This is a genomic window from Campylobacter sp. GB48, assembly GCF_049221845.1.
GTDB lineage: Bacteria > Campylobacterota > Campylobacteria > Campylobacterales > Campylobacteraceae > Campylobacter_D > Campylobacter_D lari_C.
Map to the genome: position 1 here is coordinate 1 of NZ_JBMJAR010000010.1, position 19632 is coordinate 19632.

The 19632-nt window shown below is 29.3% G+C and carries 16 protein-coding genes and 8 tRNA genes; 4 read left to right on the forward strand and 20 right to left on the reverse strand.

Annotated features, from left to right (window positions below):
- Window positions 1-400: 400 nt before the first annotated feature.
- From ACOTVC_RS06070 to ACOTVC_RS06140, 15 genes are all read right to left on the reverse strand, one after another.
- Complete coding sequence (locus ACOTVC_RS06070) at window positions 401-532, reverse strand: hypothetical protein (protein WP_257906029.1); 132 nt, start codon at window positions 530-532, stop codon at window positions 401-403.
- Window positions 533-998: 466 nt separating this feature from the next.
- A tRNA-Glu gene (locus ACOTVC_RS06075) sits at window positions 999-1074 on the reverse strand.
- 5 nt (window positions 1075-1079) lie between these two features.
- Window positions 1080-1155 (reverse strand) — tRNA-Lys (locus tag ACOTVC_RS06080).
- Between the two features lie 2 nt (window positions 1156-1157).
- A tRNA-Asp gene (locus tag ACOTVC_RS06085) sits at window positions 1158-1234 on the reverse strand.
- Window positions 1235-1254: 20 nt separating this feature from the next.
- Window positions 1255-1330 (reverse strand) — tRNA-Val (locus ACOTVC_RS06090).
- A gap of 15 nt (window positions 1331-1345) precedes the next feature.
- A tRNA-Lys gene (locus ACOTVC_RS06095) sits at window positions 1346-1421 on the reverse strand.
- A gap of 2 nt (window positions 1422-1423) precedes the next feature.
- Window positions 1424-1500 (reverse strand) — tRNA-Asp (locus ACOTVC_RS06100).
- Window positions 1501-1520: 20 nt separating this feature from the next.
- Window positions 1521-1596, reverse strand: a tRNA-Val gene (locus tag ACOTVC_RS06105).
- Window positions 1597-1611: 15 nt separating this feature from the next.
- A tRNA-Lys gene (locus tag ACOTVC_RS06110) sits at window positions 1612-1687 on the reverse strand.
- A gap of 88 nt (window positions 1688-1775) precedes the next feature.
- Window positions 1776-3884, reverse strand: coding sequence for a polyribonucleotide nucleotidyltransferase (locus ACOTVC_RS06115; protein WP_039641081.1), 2109 nt, complete (start codon window positions 3882-3884; stop codon window positions 1776-1778).
- A 132-nt stretch (window positions 3885-4016) separates the two neighbouring features.
- Window positions 4017-4673 (reverse strand): phosphoribosyltransferase family protein, encoded by a 657-nt coding sequence (locus ACOTVC_RS06120; RefSeq protein ID WP_214099545.1) that lies wholly within the window; start codon window positions 4671-4673, stop codon window positions 4017-4019.
- Window positions 4673-6709, reverse strand: coding sequence for an LPS-assembly protein LptD (locus ACOTVC_RS06125; protein WP_421628015.1), 2037 nt, complete (start codon window positions 6707-6709; stop codon window positions 4673-4675). The genes ACOTVC_RS06120 and ACOTVC_RS06125 overlap by 1 nt, the downstream gene beginning before the upstream one ends.
- Window positions 6699-7157, reverse strand: coding sequence for an RDD family protein (locus tag ACOTVC_RS06130; RefSeq protein WP_214099543.1), 459 nt, complete (start codon window positions 7155-7157; stop codon window positions 6699-6701). Before ACOTVC_RS06130 ends, ACOTVC_RS06125 begins: the two co-directional genes overlap by 11 nt.
- The gene (purD, locus tag ACOTVC_RS06135; RefSeq protein ID WP_214116720.1) at window positions 7154-8404 is read right to left on the reverse strand and encodes a phosphoribosylamine--glycine ligase; all 1251 of its coding nucleotides are present in this window, start codon (window positions 8402-8404) and stop codon (window positions 7154-7156) included. The genes ACOTVC_RS06130 and purD overlap by 4 nt, the downstream gene beginning before the upstream one ends.
- Window positions 8405-8666: 262 nt before the next feature.
- Window positions 8667-10106 (reverse strand): hypothetical protein, encoded by a 1440-nt coding sequence (locus tag ACOTVC_RS06140; RefSeq protein WP_214116721.1) that lies wholly within the window; start codon window positions 10104-10106, stop codon window positions 8667-8669.
- 112 nt (window positions 10107-10218) lie between these two features.
- On the opposite strand from ACOTVC_RS06140, the gene ACOTVC_RS06145 reads away from it, so the two are divergent.
- On the forward strand, window positions 10219-10770 hold the full coding sequence (locus tag ACOTVC_RS06145; protein ID WP_214116722.1) for a class I SAM-dependent methyltransferase: 552 nt from the start codon (window positions 10219-10221) through the stop codon (window positions 10768-10770).
- Here ACOTVC_RS06145 and guaA read toward each other — a convergent pair whose 3' ends face one another.
- Both guaA and nhaD read right to left on the reverse strand, forming a co-directional pair.
- A complete protein-coding gene (gene guaA / locus ACOTVC_RS06150; RefSeq protein WP_214116723.1) occupies window positions 10771-12306 on the reverse strand; it encodes a glutamine-hydrolyzing GMP synthase in 1536 nt (511 codons plus the stop codon).
- A gap of 9 nt (window positions 12307-12315) precedes the next feature.
- Window positions 12316-13674: a sodium:proton antiporter NhaD gene (gene nhaD / locus ACOTVC_RS06155; RefSeq protein WP_087689945.1), complete on the reverse strand. Its 1359-nt coding sequence runs from the start codon at window positions 13672-13674 to the stop codon at window positions 12316-12318.
- A 134-nt stretch (window positions 13675-13808) separates the two neighbouring features.
- On the opposite strand from nhaD, the gene ACOTVC_RS06160 reads away from it, so the two are divergent.
- The 3 genes from ACOTVC_RS06160 to ACOTVC_RS06170 are packed head-to-tail and all read left to right on the forward strand — an operon-like array spanning window position 13809 to window position 17066.
- A complete protein-coding gene (locus tag ACOTVC_RS06160; protein WP_039617832.1) occupies window positions 13809-14261 on the forward strand; it encodes a hypothetical protein in 453 nt (150 codons plus the stop codon).
- Entirely contained in the window at window positions 14254-16047 is a 1794-nt protein-coding gene (gene uvrC / locus ACOTVC_RS06165) for an excinuclease ABC subunit UvrC (protein ID WP_421627990.1), read from the forward strand. The genes ACOTVC_RS06160 and uvrC overlap by 8 nt, the downstream gene beginning before the upstream one ends.
- Window positions 16044-17066, forward strand: coding sequence for a hypothetical protein (locus tag ACOTVC_RS06170; RefSeq protein ID WP_214116951.1), 1023 nt, complete (start codon window positions 16044-16046; stop codon window positions 17064-17066). Before uvrC ends, ACOTVC_RS06170 begins: the two co-directional genes overlap by 4 nt.
- On the opposite strand, the gene recR is transcribed toward ACOTVC_RS06170, so the two are convergent.
- Genes recR through ACOTVC_RS06185 form a run of 3 tightly spaced genes read right to left on the reverse strand, consistent with a single transcriptional unit; the run spans window position 17053 to window position 19528 of the window.
- The gene (gene recR, locus ACOTVC_RS06175; protein ID WP_214116953.1) at window positions 17053-17628 is read right to left on the reverse strand and encodes a recombination mediator RecR; all 576 of its coding nucleotides are present in this window, start codon (window positions 17626-17628) and stop codon (window positions 17053-17055) included. The two genes, ACOTVC_RS06170 and recR, sit on opposite strands and share 14 nt — an antisense overlap.
- Window positions 17628-18860, reverse strand: a complete 1233-nt coding sequence (locus ACOTVC_RS06180; protein ID WP_421627993.1) for an ArsS family sensor histidine kinase — start codon at window positions 18858-18860, stop codon at window positions 17628-17630. Before ACOTVC_RS06180 ends, recR begins: the two co-directional genes overlap by 1 nt.
- A complete protein-coding gene (locus tag ACOTVC_RS06185; RefSeq protein ID WP_039617824.1) occupies window positions 18857-19528 on the reverse strand; it encodes a response regulator transcription factor in 672 nt (223 codons plus the stop codon). The genes ACOTVC_RS06180 and ACOTVC_RS06185 overlap by 4 nt, the downstream gene beginning before the upstream one ends.
- Between the last annotated feature and the right edge of the window lie 104 nt (window positions 19529-19632).

Consider the following 19632-nt stretch of genomic DNA (forward strand, 5'->3'; position numbering starts at 1 on the left):
CAAAAAGTCTTAGCTTTTTAAAACCCTTTCGTTAAAAAAGGAAATGAAATTATATCAATAAAAGCTTAAAGTTTTATTAAATAGATTAGACATGTGGGAATTTGTTTTAGGATAAAAAAGAGGGGGGGGGTAGAAGAAAGAGTAGAGAAAGAAGATAGAGGTGTATTATGATATGTAATATATAGGTTTGATATTGAAAGACTGGAGATGATGGATATATAATATAAGTATTAGAGTTTAGCAAAAATGGGATGTTGGTTGATAGTATGTGGTAGTTATAATGGCAAGGAGAGTAAGATAAAGGCTTATTAAAGCCTTTGCGTAAAAATTATTTTTGTATTATGTGAACAAAACATCATGTATTTTTATTTTACCAGCCTATATTTTTAAAAAAAATCCATTAAAATACCCATTTTAACTCTTTGATTGTATTTGTGTGTAAATTTATTATTTGAACTTGAATATAGTTTTTCATCTCTGCTAATTTATTTTTCATCCCTATGGTAAATTCTTGATAGATTTTAAAGATCATAAAAACAACTCAATATTTTCCACAAATCTTATTAAGTGAAGAATATAAACTTTTCTTTGTGGTGACAAAATGAATTTTATATCAAATAAATTTTCAAATAGGAATTTCTATAGATCACCATAATGATTGTATTGATTATATTGTGCAAAAATTATTTTCATGATTTTAGAATTTTTCTCAAGTGTTTTTTAAACTAGAAAGCACACAACAAATCTTAATATTACTATTATATCTTAAAAAATTATTAAAATATGCTTCTATATCCAAAATCAAATAATTTTTTAAATCCCTACTTAAGAGTTTCACGTAAAAGTCTTATATGTATCTGCTATATTTACATTGTTTTATACAATACTAATAGTAAAATATTCATCATTATTGTCTATATAATAGATCAACAAAATATTATAATTTTCTAATCTCCTATATTACAAGACAATAAAAAAACAAAAATTAATTTAACTTATGGCGACCCCTAGAGGATTTGAACCTCTGTTATCACACAGAGAGAGTGACGTCCTGAGCCACTAGACGAAAGGGTCATAAGTGGTGTCCCGTGTTGGATTCGAACCAACGGCCCCCTCCTTAAAAGGGAGATGCTCTACCGGCTGAGCTAACGAGACAATGGCGCGGCGGACGGGGCTCGAACCCGCGACCTCCGGCGTGACAGGCCGATATTCTAACCAGCTGAACTACCGCCGCACCTAAAATAATATAAAGAATGGTGGTCACTATAAGACTCGAACTTATGACATCCACCTTGTAAGGGTGGCGCTCTACCAACTGAGCTAAGCGACCATTAAAGATTTTTAGTGGTGTCCCGTGTTGGATTCGAACCAACGGCCCCCTCCTTAAAAGGGAGATGCTCTACCGGCTGAGCTAACGAGACAATGGCGCGGCGGACGGGGCTCGAACCCGCGACCTCCGGCGTGACAGGCCGATATTCTAACCAGCTGAACTACCGCCGCACCTAAAATAATATAAAGAATGGTGGTCACTATAAGACTCGAACTTATGACATCCACCTTGTAAGGGTGGCGCTCTACCAACTGAGCTAAGCGACCATTAAAGATTTTTAGTGGTGTCCCGTGTTGGATTCGAACCAACGGCCCCCTCCTTAAAAGGGAGATGCTCTACCGGCTGAGCTAACGAGACATTCAAAAAATGAAATTATGCCAAAAGAATATTCTTTTGTCAAGATATAATATAAAATTTTGAGCATATTTTTTAATATGCTCAAAATTTAGGCTAAATCTAAAGAAACTTTTCCATTTTTAATTTCTGCAACTTTAACTTTAATTTCATTGCCTACTTCTAACTTTTCTTTAATCTTAGAATTATGCAATAAACCATCCACACCTTCTTTAAGTTCTACAAAAACTCCAAATTCTACAACTTTTTGAACTTTTCCTATAAATTCTTCTCCGATATCAAATTTAGGTATTTCTTTTCTATCGCGTTTTTTATTAGAACCTTTAGAATGGAGTAAATTTAATATATATTCTTTGCTTTGAGAAATTAAATCATGATTAATTCCTGCTATCTTAACTTCGCCTTTATCTCTATCTAAGTCGATATTAACTTCAAATTTTTCGATAATTTCTTTTATAGTTTTACCGCCTTGACCTATGATATCAGGAATTTTATTTGGATCTACATTAAAAATTTCAATCTTTGGTAAAATAGCTTCATTAACAATGATGCTTCTATCAGCTTCTTCCATTAGTTTTAAAATATGTTCTCTAGCTTCTTTTGCTTGATATAAAGCTTCTTTTAAAACCTGTTGCTCTATACCACCAAGTTTTATATCCATCTGCAACGCAGTGATCCCTTCACAACTTCCTGCCACTTTAAAATCCATATCTCCATCGTGATCTTCAAGCCCCATGATATCGGTTAAAATAGCATATTTTTCATCTTCAAAAACAAGCCCCATTGCCACTCCTGCTACTAGTTTTTCACTTTTTACTCCTGCAGCTCTTAAAGCTAAAGCACCACCACAAACAGTAGCCATAGAACTAGAACCATTACTTTCTAAAATTTCAGACACCAAACGAATAGTATGAGCATAATCTACATCCACGCTAGGATGCAAAGCTCGTTTTGCTAAATTTCCATGTCCTAGTTCTCTTCTACCAGGAGCTTTTATAGGGCTAGCCTCACCCACAGAAAACCCCGGGAAATTATAATTAACCATAAATTTTTCACAAATTGGATTTTTTTCTGTTAGCAAATCTGACATTTGCGCATCATTATCATTTCCTAAAGTTGCAACAACTAAAGCTTGGGTTTGTCCTCTAGTAAAAAGACAAGATCCATGAGCACTTGGTAAAATATTTGTTTCTATATTTATCTTCCTAACATCTTTCAAACCTCTACCATCTGCTCGTTTATTTTCATTAATAATTTGGCTTCTAATAAGTTCTCTTTTACATACATGCAAAGCTTTTTCAATATCTTCAAATTTCCATTCATTTTCAATAGCTATTGCTTCGCTTTCAATTTCTTTTGCAATTTGCAAAATTTCACTCGCTCTTTCACTTTTTGCCATTTGATTAATAGCAATTTTAAGTTTTGTCATATAAGTATTTTTTATATAGTCAATAATTTGAGCATTATCTAGCTCTATTTTAAACTCAAGTTTGGAATTTTTTCTATAAGCAGCAAATGTTTTTTCATATTCATTAGAGCCACGTAAAATTGCATTACTTGCAAAATCTAAAGCTTTTAAAGTATCATCTTCACTTAACTCATTTATACAATGTTTGTTATTTTGCTTATTTGCCAAAGCTCTCATTTCTATCATTAAAAGCTCATCTTTAACACCTGCTACATAAAGATCTAGGGTGCTATTTTTTAGCTCACTGTTACTTGGATTTAAAACAAATTCATTATTTATACGACCTATTCTTACACCACAAACTGGTGCTTTGATAGGAATATCACTTAAATATAAAGCAATACTTGCAGCATTTAAGCTCATCACCTGTAAATCTACTTCAGGATCAGCAGAAAGAACCATCACAACAATTTGTGTTGGATAAGCATAGCCTTTTGGAAAAAGAGGTCTTAAACTTCTATCTATAATCCTTGCGCTTAGTGTTTCATTGTCACCTGGTTTAGTTTCTCTTTTTACATAGCCACCTGGAATTTTACCTGCTGCATAGGCTTTTTCTATATATTGCACTGTAAGAGGTAAAAAATCCTCTTCTACTATTTTTTCTTCTCTTGCTACAGTTGCTAAGACTACTGCATTTTTTTCTTGCATTAAAATTGCACCAGCAGCTTGTTTTGCTACCTTATCGGTATCAAATATTTCAAGATGATTATTGATATTTATTTCATGTCGCATGATTTTCCTTTAAATTTTTATCATAGACAAAACCAAATAAGCTTTTTAAATTTTAAAAATTAAAACTTAAAAAGCCTGTTTTTATTTTGCCTATAAATTTATATCTAAACAACAAATTGTTTAGATATAAATTTACTTTTTTAAAGGTAAATAATATCTACTTTCTTCTAAAATATCTAAAATTTCATGGGTTTGCAAAATCGTTTTATTTTTAAAATAGAACTCAATATTTACAAAATGATCAATCTTTTGCACACAATAAACCTCATCTACAAAAACACTAATATAATCATACACATCACTTGGCATTAAGGCAGTGGCATAAATAATACTATTTACTTCTTCCTTTAGCAAACTTTTAATACACGAAGAAGCAGTAATCCCGCTTTCACAGCCCTCATGTAACATTAAAATATTTTTTCCTTTTAAATCTTTTAAAAGATTTCCTTTTCTGTAACGATATACATTTTTTAAAATTTTTTCTTCATAAGTCCTATTTGCCTCACCATAAATATAATCTAAGCTTATATCAAAAGCTCTAACTAAAGCCTCATTGTAAACAAGCTCTTTTGTCTCACTAATCATAGCTATTTGACATTCATCATTATTAGGAGCTTTAATTTGCTCTGTAAATAAAAAATCATATGGGATTTCTAATTTTTGTGCCAGTACATCGACAAAAACTATAGATTTTAAAGAAGGTGTAATAATAATATAATCTTTTAGTTTATTTAATGGTAATATATCATATAATCTATCAAGCGCATCTTTTTCATCTTCAAAAAGCATTATATAGACCTTTCATTTTCTTCCAAAGAAAAATCATAAGAAACTCCGCCCAACGGATAAAAATTAAACATAAAATATACGCCACTTTGATCTTTAGCGCTAATCCCTCCGCTAGTAAGCTTAGGTGAAATATCCTTACGATACATCAAAGAATAATTCCAACATTTTCTTTGATAGGTATAACCTACTTCCCATTTTTCAGGATCTTTATTTAAATCAAACCACAAACCACCAAATATTTGATAATTACTGTTTATGTTATATTGAGCTTTAGTTCCTAAAAAATTGTATTTTTCATTTTCATAAATTCTATAAGCATGATTTAAACTAAGCTTCCACTCACCATAATCAAACAAAGCTTCACTAAATACTTTATCAAACCTATTATCTACCCCAGAATATTCTGCTTCATTTCTCAAGCTTATATAATCATTATAAAAATATTCTACAACACTATCAAAACCACCAAAACTACCTTCTTTGGTAAAATATTTTGCCTTTAGATTATGGTATAATTTTTTTTTGCCTAAAGTATTATAAAAATACTGATACATTGAAAAATTAAACTGCTCAGGATCATTTTTTAAATCTATAAAATCTTCAGTAATTTTGCCTGATTTGGCTCCAGGTATAAAATAATTGACCCCTAAATATAATGTATGGTAAAAATTTTCATACGGCTTAGAAAGATCTGTATATAAAGAAAAATTATGAGAATTTTGAAACAAATGTTCTTGGTTCTTGTTATCTGTATTAGAATAATCTACAAAATTTGCATATATTCTTTCAGTAAAAGTAAAATTTAAAAAATCATCCAAAAAGCTTGTATGGTAAATTAAAGGTAAATCAAAATCTAATGTTTTAGCATAAATACCTGTATACCTATAATATCTATGAAAAGAAGCATCCAAACTATATTGTATATAATTATCAAAAAATCCATTTAAATATCTATGATATTGAAAGGATGGATATTCTTGCATGGTATCTTTATTACTAATTTTAGAAGTATCTATATAATACTTTGCATAAGCACCATAATAATTATCATCATCGGATAAGAAATAATTTATTTTTGAAGTAACTAAAGAAGCCTCGGTTTTTGCACTAGAGCTTAAATTTATATAATCTACATCATTTAAATAAGTAGCATCAATCCACAAACCTTCTTGAAACTCATCATTCAAGAGACTTTTAAACAAAGCTTCACTTGAATATTTGATTTCTAAGCCATAATGTTCTTTGTTTTTTAATTTTTCCTTTCTTTTATAACTTGATTTTTCTCCAAAAATACCACCGCTAATTTCACCTTGAGAATAAGGACTGTCAATAAATCTTAAAGTTGAGTATAATCCATAACCTCTTTTTGTTCTAATTTGAGGCTCAAATTGAATATCTGCATTATCATCAATAACATAATAAATTGGCTGGTTGTAATACAACCCCTCGCTTTGCTTTAAAACTACCTGAGGAATTAATAAACCACTTTTTCTTTTAGTATCCACACTAAAGCCAAAATAAGGCAAATACATCACAGGAGTATTTTTAACATACAATCTTGCATTATAAAGATGTAAAAAATTACTTTCTTTATTTAATTTTCCTTCATCAAAACGAATTTCCCAATCAGGATTTTCTACATTACAACTAGAAACAACCGATTTTTTAGTTACAACAAATTTATCATTTAAATCAGCTTGATGACATTGCAACCAAACCTCCAAATCATTATTTGAAAAAAATAAATTTTTAAAAGCTGTTGTATTATCTTTGAGGTTAATTTTAGTATAAGCAGAATTAGTTCTTTCTTTTTGCCCTCGTAAAATATTCACATCACCAAACAATTCTAAATCTTTTGTTGTTTCATTAAATTTAGCCTCACTTGCAGTGATTAAATATAAATCAGAAACTACAACCACATTATTTTTTGCTTCTATGATATCATTTGTTTTTACAACATCTAAAGCATAAATATCTACTTTAGAAGCATACAAGCTTCCTGCACAAGCTAAAGAAAGTAATATTTTACGCAAGATCTATCACCACTGTTTTGGCTGCATAATCATGCCAAGTTTTTAAAACAATATTACTCAACGCCCAAGCAAATCCTAAACCATACAACATATCACTAATTTGTCTTACACCTGCTCTTAAAGCGCTTTGAGTAAAATTTGGCTTATCTAGCATTTCTTGATCAATTATCATAATCTTCAAAAGCATTTTTCCTAAAGTTGCACCATACAAATAAGCAAATAAACTATGATATGCAAACTGCAAAATCAAAATTCCACCAGCAAAACGCATTAAAAGATTATGAATTTCATCATAAGTTTGCATGGAATTAATTTTATCAAGCAAAATAATACTTACGATACCCAAAATTACAAAACTATCAACAATATAAGCTAAAAATCTTTTTTTAAAACTTGCTATTTTTATTTCTTCTTTTTCTAGCTTATCAAATAATTCTTGATTAGCGCTCATTTAAGAACCTGAAAGGCAATATCTTTTCTGTATTGTTTTCCCTTAAAATGGACATTTTCGCAAAGTAAATAAGCATTTTTTTGAGCTTCTTCAATGCTTTTGCCAGTTCCCACGCAAACCAATACACGACCACCGCTAGCATATAATTTATCATCATCCAAACTTACACCAGCATAAGAAATATGAGAATTTTGTGGAATATCATCTATATCAATTAAAGCTTTTGGTGAGTCCTTATAAGGATAATTTTTACTTGCACAAACCACACCCACGGCAAATTCTTTTTTAATTTTTATATGAGCATTAGCAAGATTTTTATTCACACATGCTAAAAATAAATCCAAAGGATTTTCTATCAAAGGCATCAAAACCTCACACTCAGGATCGCCAAAACGCACATTATACTCTAAAACATAAGGTTTATTATTTACAACCATTAAACCTATAAACAACACTCCAACAAATTCAGCACCTTCTTCTTTCATACCTTTAAGAGTTGGTGCCACTATATCTTTTTTCACCTGCTCTAACAAATTCTCACTTGCTAAAGCACTTGGGGCATAAGCTCCCATACCCCCAGTATTAGGTCCTTTATCATTATCTAATAATCTTTTATGATCTTGCGCAGCAGGCAATAATATAAAATCGTTTCCATCACAAACTGCAAATACACTTAATTCAAAGCCATCAAGATATTCTTCAATTACAACAATTTTTCCAGCCTCACCAAAACTTTCTCCACTTAGCATATTTTTAGTGGCTTCTAAAGCTTCTTCGTGACTTTGTGCGATAATCACCCCTTTACCTGCACATAAACCATCTGCTTTTACAACAATAGGAGGTGTTAAGGATGTAATAAATTTCTTAGCTTTTTCATAATCTATTGTATTTAAAAATTTAGCTGTTTTAATTTTATATTTTTTTAAAAAACTCTTCATAAAAGATTTTGAAGCTTCAAGCATAGCAGCAGCTTTAGTAGGTCCAAAAATAGCAATATTGTTTTCTTTAAAAAGATCTACTATACCCTCTGCTAAAAAATTTTCACTCCCGACTATACAAAGATCAATTTCAGATGCCTTTGCATAAGCTGTAATCACCTTAGGATCTTTCATATTAAGATTAGTTCCTATTTTAGCAGTAGCACCATTTCCTGGAGCAAAATAAAATTCTAAATTATCATTTGTTTTTTGAAGAGCCAAAGCGATAGAATACTCTCTTGCACCGCTTCCTAATATTAAAATTTTCATTATTTTCCTTAAAAGTGTTGCAAAAACCCAAATGGCCGGAGTATAAGTGTCTGACCCTCAAAAAGTCAAAGTATGCCATTAGGTGATTTTTAAAGGCTGCAGCTTCTCGCTTTTTTCAAAACTCAAACGAAGTCACAGAACACGGTAAATCACACATCACAGCTTATAATTAATGTGTTGGATCCTCTTTAGTACCATATCGAACCATTTAGGCGATATAATTATAACCAAGAAAACTTAAAAATAGGGTTTAAAAGGATTTTTATAAAATTTTAAATTTAGTTTTAGAATCTTTTTTTAAGAAATATTTCCCCTCTAAAATAACATCAGCAACAGGTGCCCATATAGTCTTTTCATCGACATAAACTATATCAAATTCAGTGTTTTTCATTAATCCTTGATAATTTACTTTTTTAGGTGCATGTTTAACTACATAATAAGGATTCATTGCAAAAATTTGAATCTTCATATTAATATATAAATCAGGATTAGAAGTAACCACTAAAAAATTCTTTTCGCATTCTTTTCGAACCTTCTTAACATAAGAAAACAACAATTGATCATTTGGGTTTAAGGCATGTTTATTTAGTCTATTTAAATAAAGCTCGGCAAAAGAAAGTGTACAAAAAGAAATTTCACTTGCCGTTTTAAAATAAGAATTTTTTATACTTGTCGATTTTAAGGATTTTTTCCAAATTTCTATGTCTAATTTTGTAGCACAAATATTCAAACCTTGCTTAATTTTTTCAAAAAGTTTTTCTCTTGCCATATTAAAACTATTACTAAAAATAGTAAGATTTTTTTCATAAAAAGACTTTTTCATTGCCTCTAATTTTTCTACGCTTTTTGTAAAATAGTCAGCTTCATTTTTAATTTCTATTAATTTTTGTTTTTTGCTTTGTATTAGCTCTTCAAATTCTTGGCGTTTTTTACCATTTTCAGATTCTAATCTTGCTTGTTTTGATTTTATATCTGTAATTAAAGTACTCATCTGACGATCTAGTGCTAATTTTCTATTTTTCCTATTATCAATCGAAGCTAAAAGTGCTTGATAATGACATTGATGAGATAAAAACACCTCATCATACAAACGCTCCATATTGATATGTTTTTGTTTATCTTTCATATCTTTATATGCCATTTCAAGATGCACTATGATATTTTTCATTGCAGAAAAATCAGCTTGATTAATAGTATTATCCGAAAATAATAAAGTATCTAAGGCCTTATATAAAAAACGCTTCATAGCAAAAAAATCAATAATATATGGCACCTCATCTGTGTTGATATCTTTTACTGCATTAATTGATAAAGTTTCATTGTAAAAATATCTTTGAATTGCTTGTGGAATAGTTAAGTTCAATACAATTTTATCAAGATTGTCATAATCTGTTTCTTTATAAAGTTCTTGAACATAGGCATCACGTCTTGTCAGTCTTAAATCTTCTAATTCATCATCACTATCTGTTTTCCAAAAATCTCTTTCTCTGATAAAATCGCTATCTCCGAATTCTTGAAATTTGGAAGGTCTTAAATCGGTGATATGCTTTCCATCGGATCTAAATTCAACAAACATACCAACTGTTGGCATACTTCTTTTATCGTGCCACGCATGCTTGTTAAATTCAAAAAATGTTTTTGCAAGATTAATTACTGTTCCTCTTCCAGTAGCATCCACATAAACCATTATTTTTCCGTGCATATCCAAATCCTTGATCTAAAGAAAAATTCAATTCTTATTTTAACTTTGTTTTTATAAATTTACAATTATATTTTAAAATTTCACAAAATAAACATCTTTAGGTATTTTATTTATGTTTTTATATCAATATTTTAAAAACCCAAAACAAATAGGAGCATTTTGCGCAAGCTCCAAAAAATTAAGCAAACTCATAACTTCTCATGTTCGACATGCAAAAAATATCGTTGAAATAGGGCCCGGTACGGGAAGTTTTACAAAGTATATCCTCAAACAAAAAAGTCATAATGCAAGATTTTTTGCCGTTGAAATCAATCCTCACATGGCAAAAAAATTAAAACAAAATATAAAAAATATAGATATAGAAGTCAACTCAGCAGAATTTTTACCAAATATGCTAAAAAAAAGAGCAATCAACAGTGTTGATTTAATTATCTCAGGAATTCCTTGGGCTTTATTAAATTCCAAAGAGCAAGATTTATTATTAAAATCTATTCATGATGCTTTAGAGGAAAATGGTTGTTTTGCAACATTTGCTTATATACTCCCAACACCAAAAGGAAGGGCTTTTAAGAAAAAACTTTTTGCCACTTTTAGCAAGGTAGAAATTTCACCTATCATTTGGCAAAATCTCCCTCCTGCTTTTGTATATTTTTGTACTAAATAATCACTCCCATTCAATCGTTGCTGGTGGCTTACTAGAAATATCATACACTACGCGATTGATTCCTTCTACTTCATTAATAATACGGCGTGAAATATTTTCTAATAATTCATAAGGCAAATGAGAAAAAGTCGCAGTCATACCATCGCTTGCATTAACTACACGTACACAAACTGCATTATCATAGGTTCTATTATCTCCCATTACACCAACGCTTTGCACGTTTAAAAGCACACAAAAAGCTTGCCATGTCTTATCATACCAACCACTGCTTTTTAATTCTTCAATCAAAATAACATCTGCTTTTCTTAAAAGCTCCAAACTAGACTCATTTACCTCTCCCATTATACGTATAGCAAGACCTGGACCTGGAAAAGGATGGCGATAAACTACATCTTTACTTAAACCAAGTTCCATTCCTAAAGCTCTTACCTCATCTTTAAAAATTTCCTTTAAAGGCTCGATGAGTTTTAAATTCATCTTTTCAGGCAAGCCACCCACATTGTGATGAGATTTTATAGTCTTACTAGCTCCTACAACCGAACTTTCGATAATATCCGTATACAAAGTCCCTTGTGCTAGATATTTTACATCTTTATGTTTTTTAGCTTCTTCTTCAAAAACCTCTATGAAAGTATTTCCTATAATTTTTCTCTTTTTCTCAGGATCTCTCACTCCCGCTAGACGACTTAAAAAAATTTCTCTAGCATCAATACTAATTAGATCAATACCCAAGGTATGTCTAAACATATACTCAACTTGTTCTTTTTCACCGCTTCTTAAAAGACCATTATCAACAAAAACAACTACTACTTGATCTTTTATTGCACTTGCTAATAATGCAGCCACTACGCTACTATCCACTCCACCACTTACTGCACAAAGTACTTTATCATTTCCTACTTCTTCTTTGATTTTTTGTGCTTGAGTTTTTGCAAAAGATCCCATATTCCATACACTATCACAATTGCATGCGTATTTTGCGAAATTTTTCAAAATGCTTTTTCCAAATTCACTATGTTGCACTTCAGGGTGAAATTGTAAAGCAAAAAATTTACGCTTCTCATCTCCAAATACACAAAATGGACTATTTTCGCTAGTTGCTAAAACCTCAAAACCTTGTGGTAAATTCTCAACCTTATCAGAATGGCTCATCCATACTGTTTGCTTTTTAGGTAAATTTTTAAACAAATCACTATCACTTTGAATATCTATAGTTGCTTTGCCATATTCTTTATGACCTGCTGGAGCAACATTTGCTCCAAAATGATGCGCCATAAGTTGCATACCATAGCATATTCCTAAAACTGGTATATTTAAATCAAAAACACCTTTATCGCAAAAATAAGCATCGTTTGCATATACACTAGCTGGCCCACCACTTAAAATAATACCTTTAGGCTCTTTAGCTTTAATCTCATCTAAGCTCACATTAAAAGGCAAAATTTCTGCATACACACCCTGCTCTCTTAATCTTCTAGCAATGAGTTGCGTGTATTGTGAACCAAAGTCCAAAACTAAAATATCTGCTTTTTTCATCTAACTCCTTTATAAATTTAACAATTGAAATTGTACATACCAAACTATAATAGATATTATATAACCAACCAAAATCGTCCATGCATATTTTAAATGAGCATTAAAAGTATAAATTCCTTTCATTTTACCCATTACTCCTACTCCAGCAGCTGAACCAAAACTAATCAAAGATCCCCCTATTCCCGCTGTAAGAGTTACCAAAAGCCATTGAGTATCATCCATACTTGGATTTGCTTTTAATACCGCGCTCATAACCGGAACATTATCAACAATAGCGGATAAAAATCCTACTCCTATATTAATACTAGTAGCTCCAAATTTTGCATAAAGATCAGAAGCATATGCAAGCCAACCAACAAAATGCAAAGCACCTACTGCAGATAAAATACCAAAGAAAAATAATAAAGTATCCATTTCAATACGCGTCATATAATGAAAAATATTTAAATCTTTTTTACCTTGTTTTCTATTGAAAAAATACATATATAAGCTAAGCAATGAAAGACCAAAAACCATACCCCACATTGCAGGTAAATCACAAATACTATGAATAAATACTGCTAAAGCTATAGTTAAAAAACCAAGCACAATAAAAACTTTACCGCCTGGTTTAATTTCTACTTTTTCTAAATTATCCTTATGGAAATTTGGCTTAATATTAGGCACATAACGTGACAATAAATAAGCAGTAAGTAACCAGCCAATAAAAGAAGCAGGAAAAAGAGCAAAAAATTCAAAAAATGTGGCTTTTTTTGCTGTCCAAACCATTAAAGTAGTAATATCACCAAAAGGCGACCAAGCTCCACCGGCATTAGCTGCTACTACAATATTTATAGCACCTGGGATTAAAAATTCTTTATTATGTTTATCTATAGTTAAAAGCACAGTGGATAAAATCAAAGCTGTTGTAAGATTGTCCGCAATTGGAGAAATAAAAAAAGCTAAAATACCTGTTAGCCAAAATAACTTTCTATAAGTATAACCCTTGCTTACAAGTTTGTATTTTAAAGTTTCAAAAACTGATCTTTCTATCAAAGCTTCTATAAAAGTCATAGCGGCTATCAAGAAAAAGACAATTTGTGCAATTTCTAAAATAAGATGATTAACACTCTCTTCAAGCATTTGCGTATCTAAATCATTCATTACCATATATATACCTATGATAACAAAAGATAAAGTTCCTATAAATAAAGCAGGCTTAGTTTTATTGATATGATATTTCTCTTCTGCTGCGATAAAATAGTAACCTAATATAAAAATTATTAAAACACCTATACCCAAAGCGCTAAAAGCCAAATTCAACTCATGAGTTTGACCTGCTAATAAAAAACTAATACTAAAACAAAGTAAAAAAAGTATTCTACTCATATTTCACTCTCCAAAGATTGGAATTTTTTAATCTCTTTTGCACTGCCATTATTATCTTTTATCTCATAAAATGGAGCATCCTTATAGCCACATGCATTTAGAAATATTAATAAAAAAAATGTTAAAATAATTAAATGAAAATTAAAACGAGTCATTACATCATCAACGAGCTTGCTGATTTTAAACATTATAAACCTTTAAAAATGTTTTTTCAATATAAAGAGTTTTTAAATTTGTTTAATCACAATCACCAACAAATGATTACTAAACTCTTTATAAAAAATAATACTTTGATTATTTTAGTTAAACACCACATTGCGTATATGGAGCTTAATCACGATAATACCAAAAAAATGATTAAAAGTCTCATAAAAAACTATACTTTAGCTAGGCCAATGAGTAATTTTGCAAAAGTAGAAAATATAAAAATACTTAGCGATAAAAACTTTATATCTAAAAATAGTATTTTTGCTGATCATAAAAAAACTCATCTAGAGCTTTCTAATGGAAATTTTAAAAATCATTTTGAAAATCCTATTTTATATAATAAATTTGAAGAATTACGAAAGCTTATAAAAAATGCTTGAAAATGAACTCAAAACCTTGCCAAATTTGCCAGGTGTGTATCAGTATTTTGATATTCAAGGTAAGCTTTTATATGTAGGTAAGGCCAAGAATTTAAAAAACCGTGTTAGAAGTTATTTTAACTTCACTCCAAATCTTTGCCCAAATCCCAATAATAGCTTAAGAATTCAAAAAATGATTAGCCAAACACATCATTTAGAATTTATCACCACAAAAAGCGAGGCTGATGCTTTAATACTAGAAAATTCTTTTATAAAGCAACTTCATCCAAAATACAATATACTATTAAGAGATGATAAAACCTACCCTTATATTTACATAGATTTAAACGAAGATTTTCCTAGATTTGAAATTACAAGAAAAATCATCAAAAAAAACAAAATAAAATATTTTGGTCCGTTTTTTAAAGGAGCAAAAGAGCTTTTAGATGCTTTGTATTTATCATTTGAACTAAGACAAAAAAAATCCTGCAAAGAACTTTGCCTTTTTTATCAAATTAAACGCTGTAAAGGACCATGTGAAGAAAAAATCTCTAAACAAGAATATGAAAAAATTATCCAAAAGGCCACTCAAGCTCTTTTAAATCCCTTATCTTTAACAAAAAACTTAGAAAATAAAATGCTTGAATATGCAAAAAACGAAAACTACGAAGAAGCAGCTATTATAAGGGATCAAATCAAAACAATAGAAGATTTAAGCGTAAAAATACAAATAGACCTTGCAAAATTAGAAGATTTTGATGTTTTTGCCATATACCATGAAGTAAATATACTCTCTATGGTGCGTTTTGTTATAAATAATGGCAGAATAATTAGCTCAAACCATAAAGTGCTAACCCTAAATCATCAAGAAGAATTTGACCTAAATGCAGTATATAAGCAATACATATTAGAAAATTACACCCAAGATAGCCCAATAAATTCAACCCGAATTTATACGCATGAAGAATTTGAAGATATGAACCTTTTGCAAAATTTACTTAGTGAAAGGTTTTCTAGGAAATTTCATCTTAAGACTCCAAAACTTGGTGAAAAAAAAGCCTTGTGCGAACTTGCGCTAGAAAATGCAAAAATAAACATACAAAAACACTTAAAAAGTGATGATTATTTATTTTTAAAAGAATTAAAAGAATTTTTTAACTTACAAAATTATCCTAATTGTATAGAAATTTTTGACAATTCCCATATGCAAGGCGAAGCAAATGTCGGTGCTTTGGTAGCCTATAAAGATGGAAAATTTGATAAAAATTCCTATAGACACTACCATTTATCCTATAAAAATGATTATGATCAAATGCTTCAAACTCTTAGCAAGAGAGCTATGTCATTTGATAAAAATTCCCCACCTGATTTATGGTTAATTGATGGGGGATATGCTTTATTAAAACTAGCAAATGACATCATCAAAAGTTCTGGGGCAAATGTAGATATTTTAGCCATTTCTAAAGAAAAAATGGATACAAAAGCTTATAGAGCAAAAGGAAGTGCGAAAGATAAAATTTATACCCAAGAAGGTAAAATTCAACTTTCAACTGATGATAAAAAATTACAATTTTTGCAAAAATTACGCGATGAAGCACATCGCTTTGCAATTAGTTTTCATCAAAAAACAAAAAGAAAACAAGATTTACAAAGTTCTAGATTAATACAACTTGGAATTTCTCAAGGGTATATTAAAAAATTTTTAGATTATTATGGTAGTTTTGATGAGATCAGCAAAGCTAATTTTGATGAATTAAAATCACTTTCCAATGCAAAAATAGCTAAATTAATCAAGGAAAATTTATGATATTATTTATTAGTCTTTTGACTTTAATTTTATGTTTTTTAAATTATTATTTTTTATATCCTATCGATCAAAAACTATTCTTCATTTATACTTTTATGAGTATTTTGATTTTTATCATTGCGTGTATTTATATAATCTTAAAAAATCAAAAAATCAAAAAAAATAAAATTTTAACACAAGAAATTGAAAAATATCTTTCTTTGCCAAAATCAAATTCTTTGGAAGAATTAAAAGAAAATTTAAAACTATCATTTGATTTAACTAACAAGCAATTACAAGATCAAAAGCTACAAAACCAACTTACACAAAAAGATTTTCAATATCTTATCCAAGGTTTAAATTACTTACAAACAGATAATTTATACACACTAAAACCAATTTTACAAAAATACCACCACAATAAAATTCCCACAAATGATTGTTTTGAAAATATACATGCAGGTATTATAAACAACAATGTTATTGAAAATTTTCTTTTGCAATGTATATTATCAAATATAGGAATTAACAGTGAAATTACAAAGGATTACAAAGAAAAGAATTTTAGCCTTATTATCTCAAAAGAAAAGGTTGATGATATTTTAAATTTTACTTTTACTAAAATTTGTGCTGAAGATATTATTAATTTTTTAAATGCCAATTTCACACAAGAAACTTACAAAAAAAGAAATTCTCATAATGTTTTGATTTTTAAATCTACTAGTTTTGAAAACGATCTTATTTTAAATATAACCAATCAATTTTGCCAAAACAACCAAGCTGTAAATAATTTAAGTGATTTTAAAAAAGCATTACAATTAAATTTCAAATTGATTTTAATTGATTATGAAGTTATAAAATTTGATCTTACACATATCAGTCAAATTTTGCAAGAATATAAAATAAAAAATTCACAAAATACCATTTTACTTTTTTCCAAAGATAGAGTTAAAAACTGTGATTTTGCCAATATAATCTTAAATGATATTAACAAAAATGAATGGTTGGCATTGTTAAAACAATATATCAATCAAGTTTAGTTCTATGATTTATAGCTTTATGCAAAGATATAAAATCAACATTTTCCAAACTCACACCACTTGGAACACCTTGAGCTATTTGCGAAAAACTTAAATTTAAATCTTTTAATTTTTCTTCTATAAAAAAAACAATAGCATCAGAATTTAAGCCTTGTGTGAAAGCAAAAAATATTTCTGTGGTTTTATTATGCTCAATCATGCTTCTTAATTTTATAATATTTTCTTCACTTGTATCATCAAGTACAAAATAAAGCCCATCGTAACTTCTGCTATCTTCTAAAACCAAGACATCTTTAGAATCTTGAACTATACAGATAATATTACGATTTCTTTCTATATTAGAACAAACTTCACATAATTCATTTTCACTTAAAGCACCACATTGTGTGCATTTTCTTATCATTCTTATGGATTCTTCAATATGATAAGCAAGTTTAGAACCCAACAAAGGATCTTTTATACAAACATGATATGCAAGCCTTAAAGCAGATTTTTTTCCTATAGTAGGCAATGCAGAAAAAGCAGCTACTAGCTCATTAAATTTTTCTAAGCCTTTCAAAATTATTTCAACCTTGAAAAAACAATTTTAAAAGTATGATAACCATCTTCATAACTATAGGTTAGATTATAACCATGAAGATTGCAAATATTATTAATAATATAAAGCCCTAGTCCCATTCCTTCTACTTGAGTATTATACTCTCTTACAAAAGGTTTTAAATAATAATCAAAAGTTTTTTTAAGTTGAATTCCCTTATTTCTAACAATAATATAATCTCCAGAACATATAATCTCACAAGCTTTATCAACTGAGTATTTAATAGCATTATCAATTAAATTTTTAAGCATTAAAGAAAAGAGTTCTAGATCAGCAACTATCATAGTATCCTCTTTATAAGTAATTTTTACTTTTTGATAAAAATCATCTCTCATTAAATAATCTTCAGCTTGCTCTAAAATCAAACTCAGATGATAAGTTTGCAAATTAAGCTGACAATTTCTTGATAAAACTTTTTCAATTTTTCCAAATTCATCTATTAATAATTCAAGTCTTTCAAAAATTGCCACCAAACGATCTTTTTGCTTTTGATTATCTAGCATTTCACAAACTATCCTACCTTTTCCAATAGGTGTTTTAAGCTCATGCATAATCATTCTTAAGAAAAACTGTCTTGATTTTACAAGTTCTTGAATTTTATTGATAGCATGATCAAATTCAAAAGAAATTTCAGAAATTTCATCATTAATCTGAGAATACTCAGATAAAGGTTCAATTTTACCTGCACTAATATTTTTAATTTTCTTTTTTAAAATTTTTAAAGGCATTAAAGATCTTAATACTGAAAAATATAAAAATATAATCAAAATCAAGCTAAAAAAGAAACTCAATAAAAATAAATATTCAAGACGCGCAGATGCATTTAACTCATAAAGATGTTTTGTGTTAAGTTGCTCTACATAGAAAAAAATTTGATTATGATAGATAATAGAAGAAAAGCTTCCGTGTAAGGAATTAATCCTAAGTACTTTTTCACCTTTGGCAACAATATGTTTTATGTTACGCTCATTTTCAACTAATTTAAAAGATTTAGAAAGAAGATACTCATGTACTGAAAAACCTTCTTTTCTTTCTAAATTATATATTATCTTTTCTACAATTTCTTTTTGTCTGCTTTGTTCATTAGTCAAATAAGAATCTATCTGAACCTTACCCAAAAGCACAAACAAGGCACAAACAAATAAAAAAGCCGTTGCAAAAAGGACTGTGATCTTAAGATTAATAGTTACTTTCATCCTATTAATTTATATCCTATTCCTCTAACTGAGAAAATGTGTTTTGGTGCTTTCGAGCTATCACCAATCTTAGTTCTAAGTCTACCAATAATTACATCTAAACTCTTAGAATCTTTATCTTTTAAACTCTTACAGTGGTATACAAGTTGCTCTCTGCTAACTGAAAATCCATGTTGTCTTATCATATAACTTAAAATTTCATACTCAGCGGGTGTTAAAACCAAAACTTCGTCATTGTAACTAATCTCATGTCTTTTTTCATCAATTTTAAATGCTGAATTGATAATTTTCTCAGGAGTTTCATTTACGCGTTTTGAACGACGAATCAAACTCATAATTCTTGCATGCATTTCTTTTGGATCATAAGGTTTTGGTAGATAATCATCCGCACCTATTTGAAGTCCTACAATTTTATCACTTAAATCACTTCTAGCTGAAGAAATAATAATAGGAATACTATATTTTTCCCTTATTTCACGACAAACTTCAAGACCATCAAGTCCAGGTAAAGTTAAATCAAGAATTAAACAATCATAGTTTTTTATACCAGCACTCATTCCTAAATAAGGATCTTCATAATTAGTAACTTTTATATTAAACTGGGCCAAATATTCTGCCAAAAACTCTGCAAAATCTGGATCATCTTCGATCATTAAAACATTAATCATCTCTACCCCTTTAGTGAAAATATGTTACAAACTTAATATTATAACACATAATTTAACTATTCATTTATTTTTTTGCTAAAATTACAATATTAATTTTTCAAGAG

What these genes read in the sequence shown, in the direction of transcription:
- ACOTVC_RS06180 (WP_421627993.1), bottom strand. Translation starts at nt 18,860, where the DNA reads ATGAAAGTAACTATTAATCTTAAGATCACAGTCCTTTTTGCAACGGCT.
- ACOTVC_RS06070 (WP_257906029.1), bottom strand. Translation starts at nt 532, where the DNA reads ATGATCTTTAAAATCTATCAAGAATTTACCATAGGGATGAAAAATAAA.
- ACOTVC_RS06115 (WP_039641081.1), bottom strand. Translation starts at nt 3,884, where the DNA reads ATGCGACATGAAATAAATATCAATAATCATCTTGAAATATTTGATACC.
- ACOTVC_RS06120 (WP_214099545.1), bottom strand. Translation starts at nt 4,673, where the DNA reads ATGCTTTTTGAAGATGAAAAAGATGCGCTTGATAGATTATATGATATA.
- ACOTVC_RS06160 (WP_039617832.1), top strand. Translation starts at nt 13,809, where the DNA reads ATGAAAATTAAAACGAGTCATTACATCATCAACGAGCTTGCTGATTTT.
- nhaD (WP_087689945.1), bottom strand. Translation starts at nt 13,674, where the DNA reads ATGAGTAGAATACTTTTTTTACTTTGTTTTAGTATTAGTTTTTTATTA.
- ACOTVC_RS06185 (WP_039617824.1), bottom strand. Translation starts at nt 19,528, where the DNA reads ATGATTAATGTTTTAATGATCGAAGATGATCCAGATTTTGCAGAGTTT.
- purD (WP_214116720.1), bottom strand. Translation starts at nt 8,404, where the DNA reads ATGAAAATTTTAATATTAGGAAGCGGTGCAAGAGAGTATTCTATCGCT.
- ACOTVC_RS06145 (WP_214116722.1), top strand. Translation starts at nt 10,219, where the DNA reads ATGTTTTTATATCAATATTTTAAAAACCCAAAACAAATAGGAGCATTT.
- ACOTVC_RS06170 (WP_214116951.1), top strand. Translation starts at nt 16,044, where the DNA reads ATGATATTATTTATTAGTCTTTTGACTTTAATTTTATGTTTTTTAAAT.
- guaA (WP_214116723.1), bottom strand. Translation starts at nt 12,306, where the DNA reads ATGAAAAAAGCAGATATTTTAGTTTTGGACTTTGGTTCACAATACACG.
- uvrC (WP_421627990.1), top strand. Translation starts at nt 14,254, where the DNA reads ATGCTTGAAAATGAACTCAAAACCTTGCCAAATTTGCCAGGTGTGTAT.
- ACOTVC_RS06140 (WP_214116721.1), bottom strand. Translation starts at nt 10,106, where the DNA reads ATGCACGGAAAAATAATGGTTTATGTGGATGCTACTGGAAGAGGAACA.
- ACOTVC_RS06130 (WP_214099543.1), bottom strand. Translation starts at nt 7,157, where the DNA reads ATGAGCGCTAATCAAGAATTATTTGATAAGCTAGAAAAAGAAGAAATA.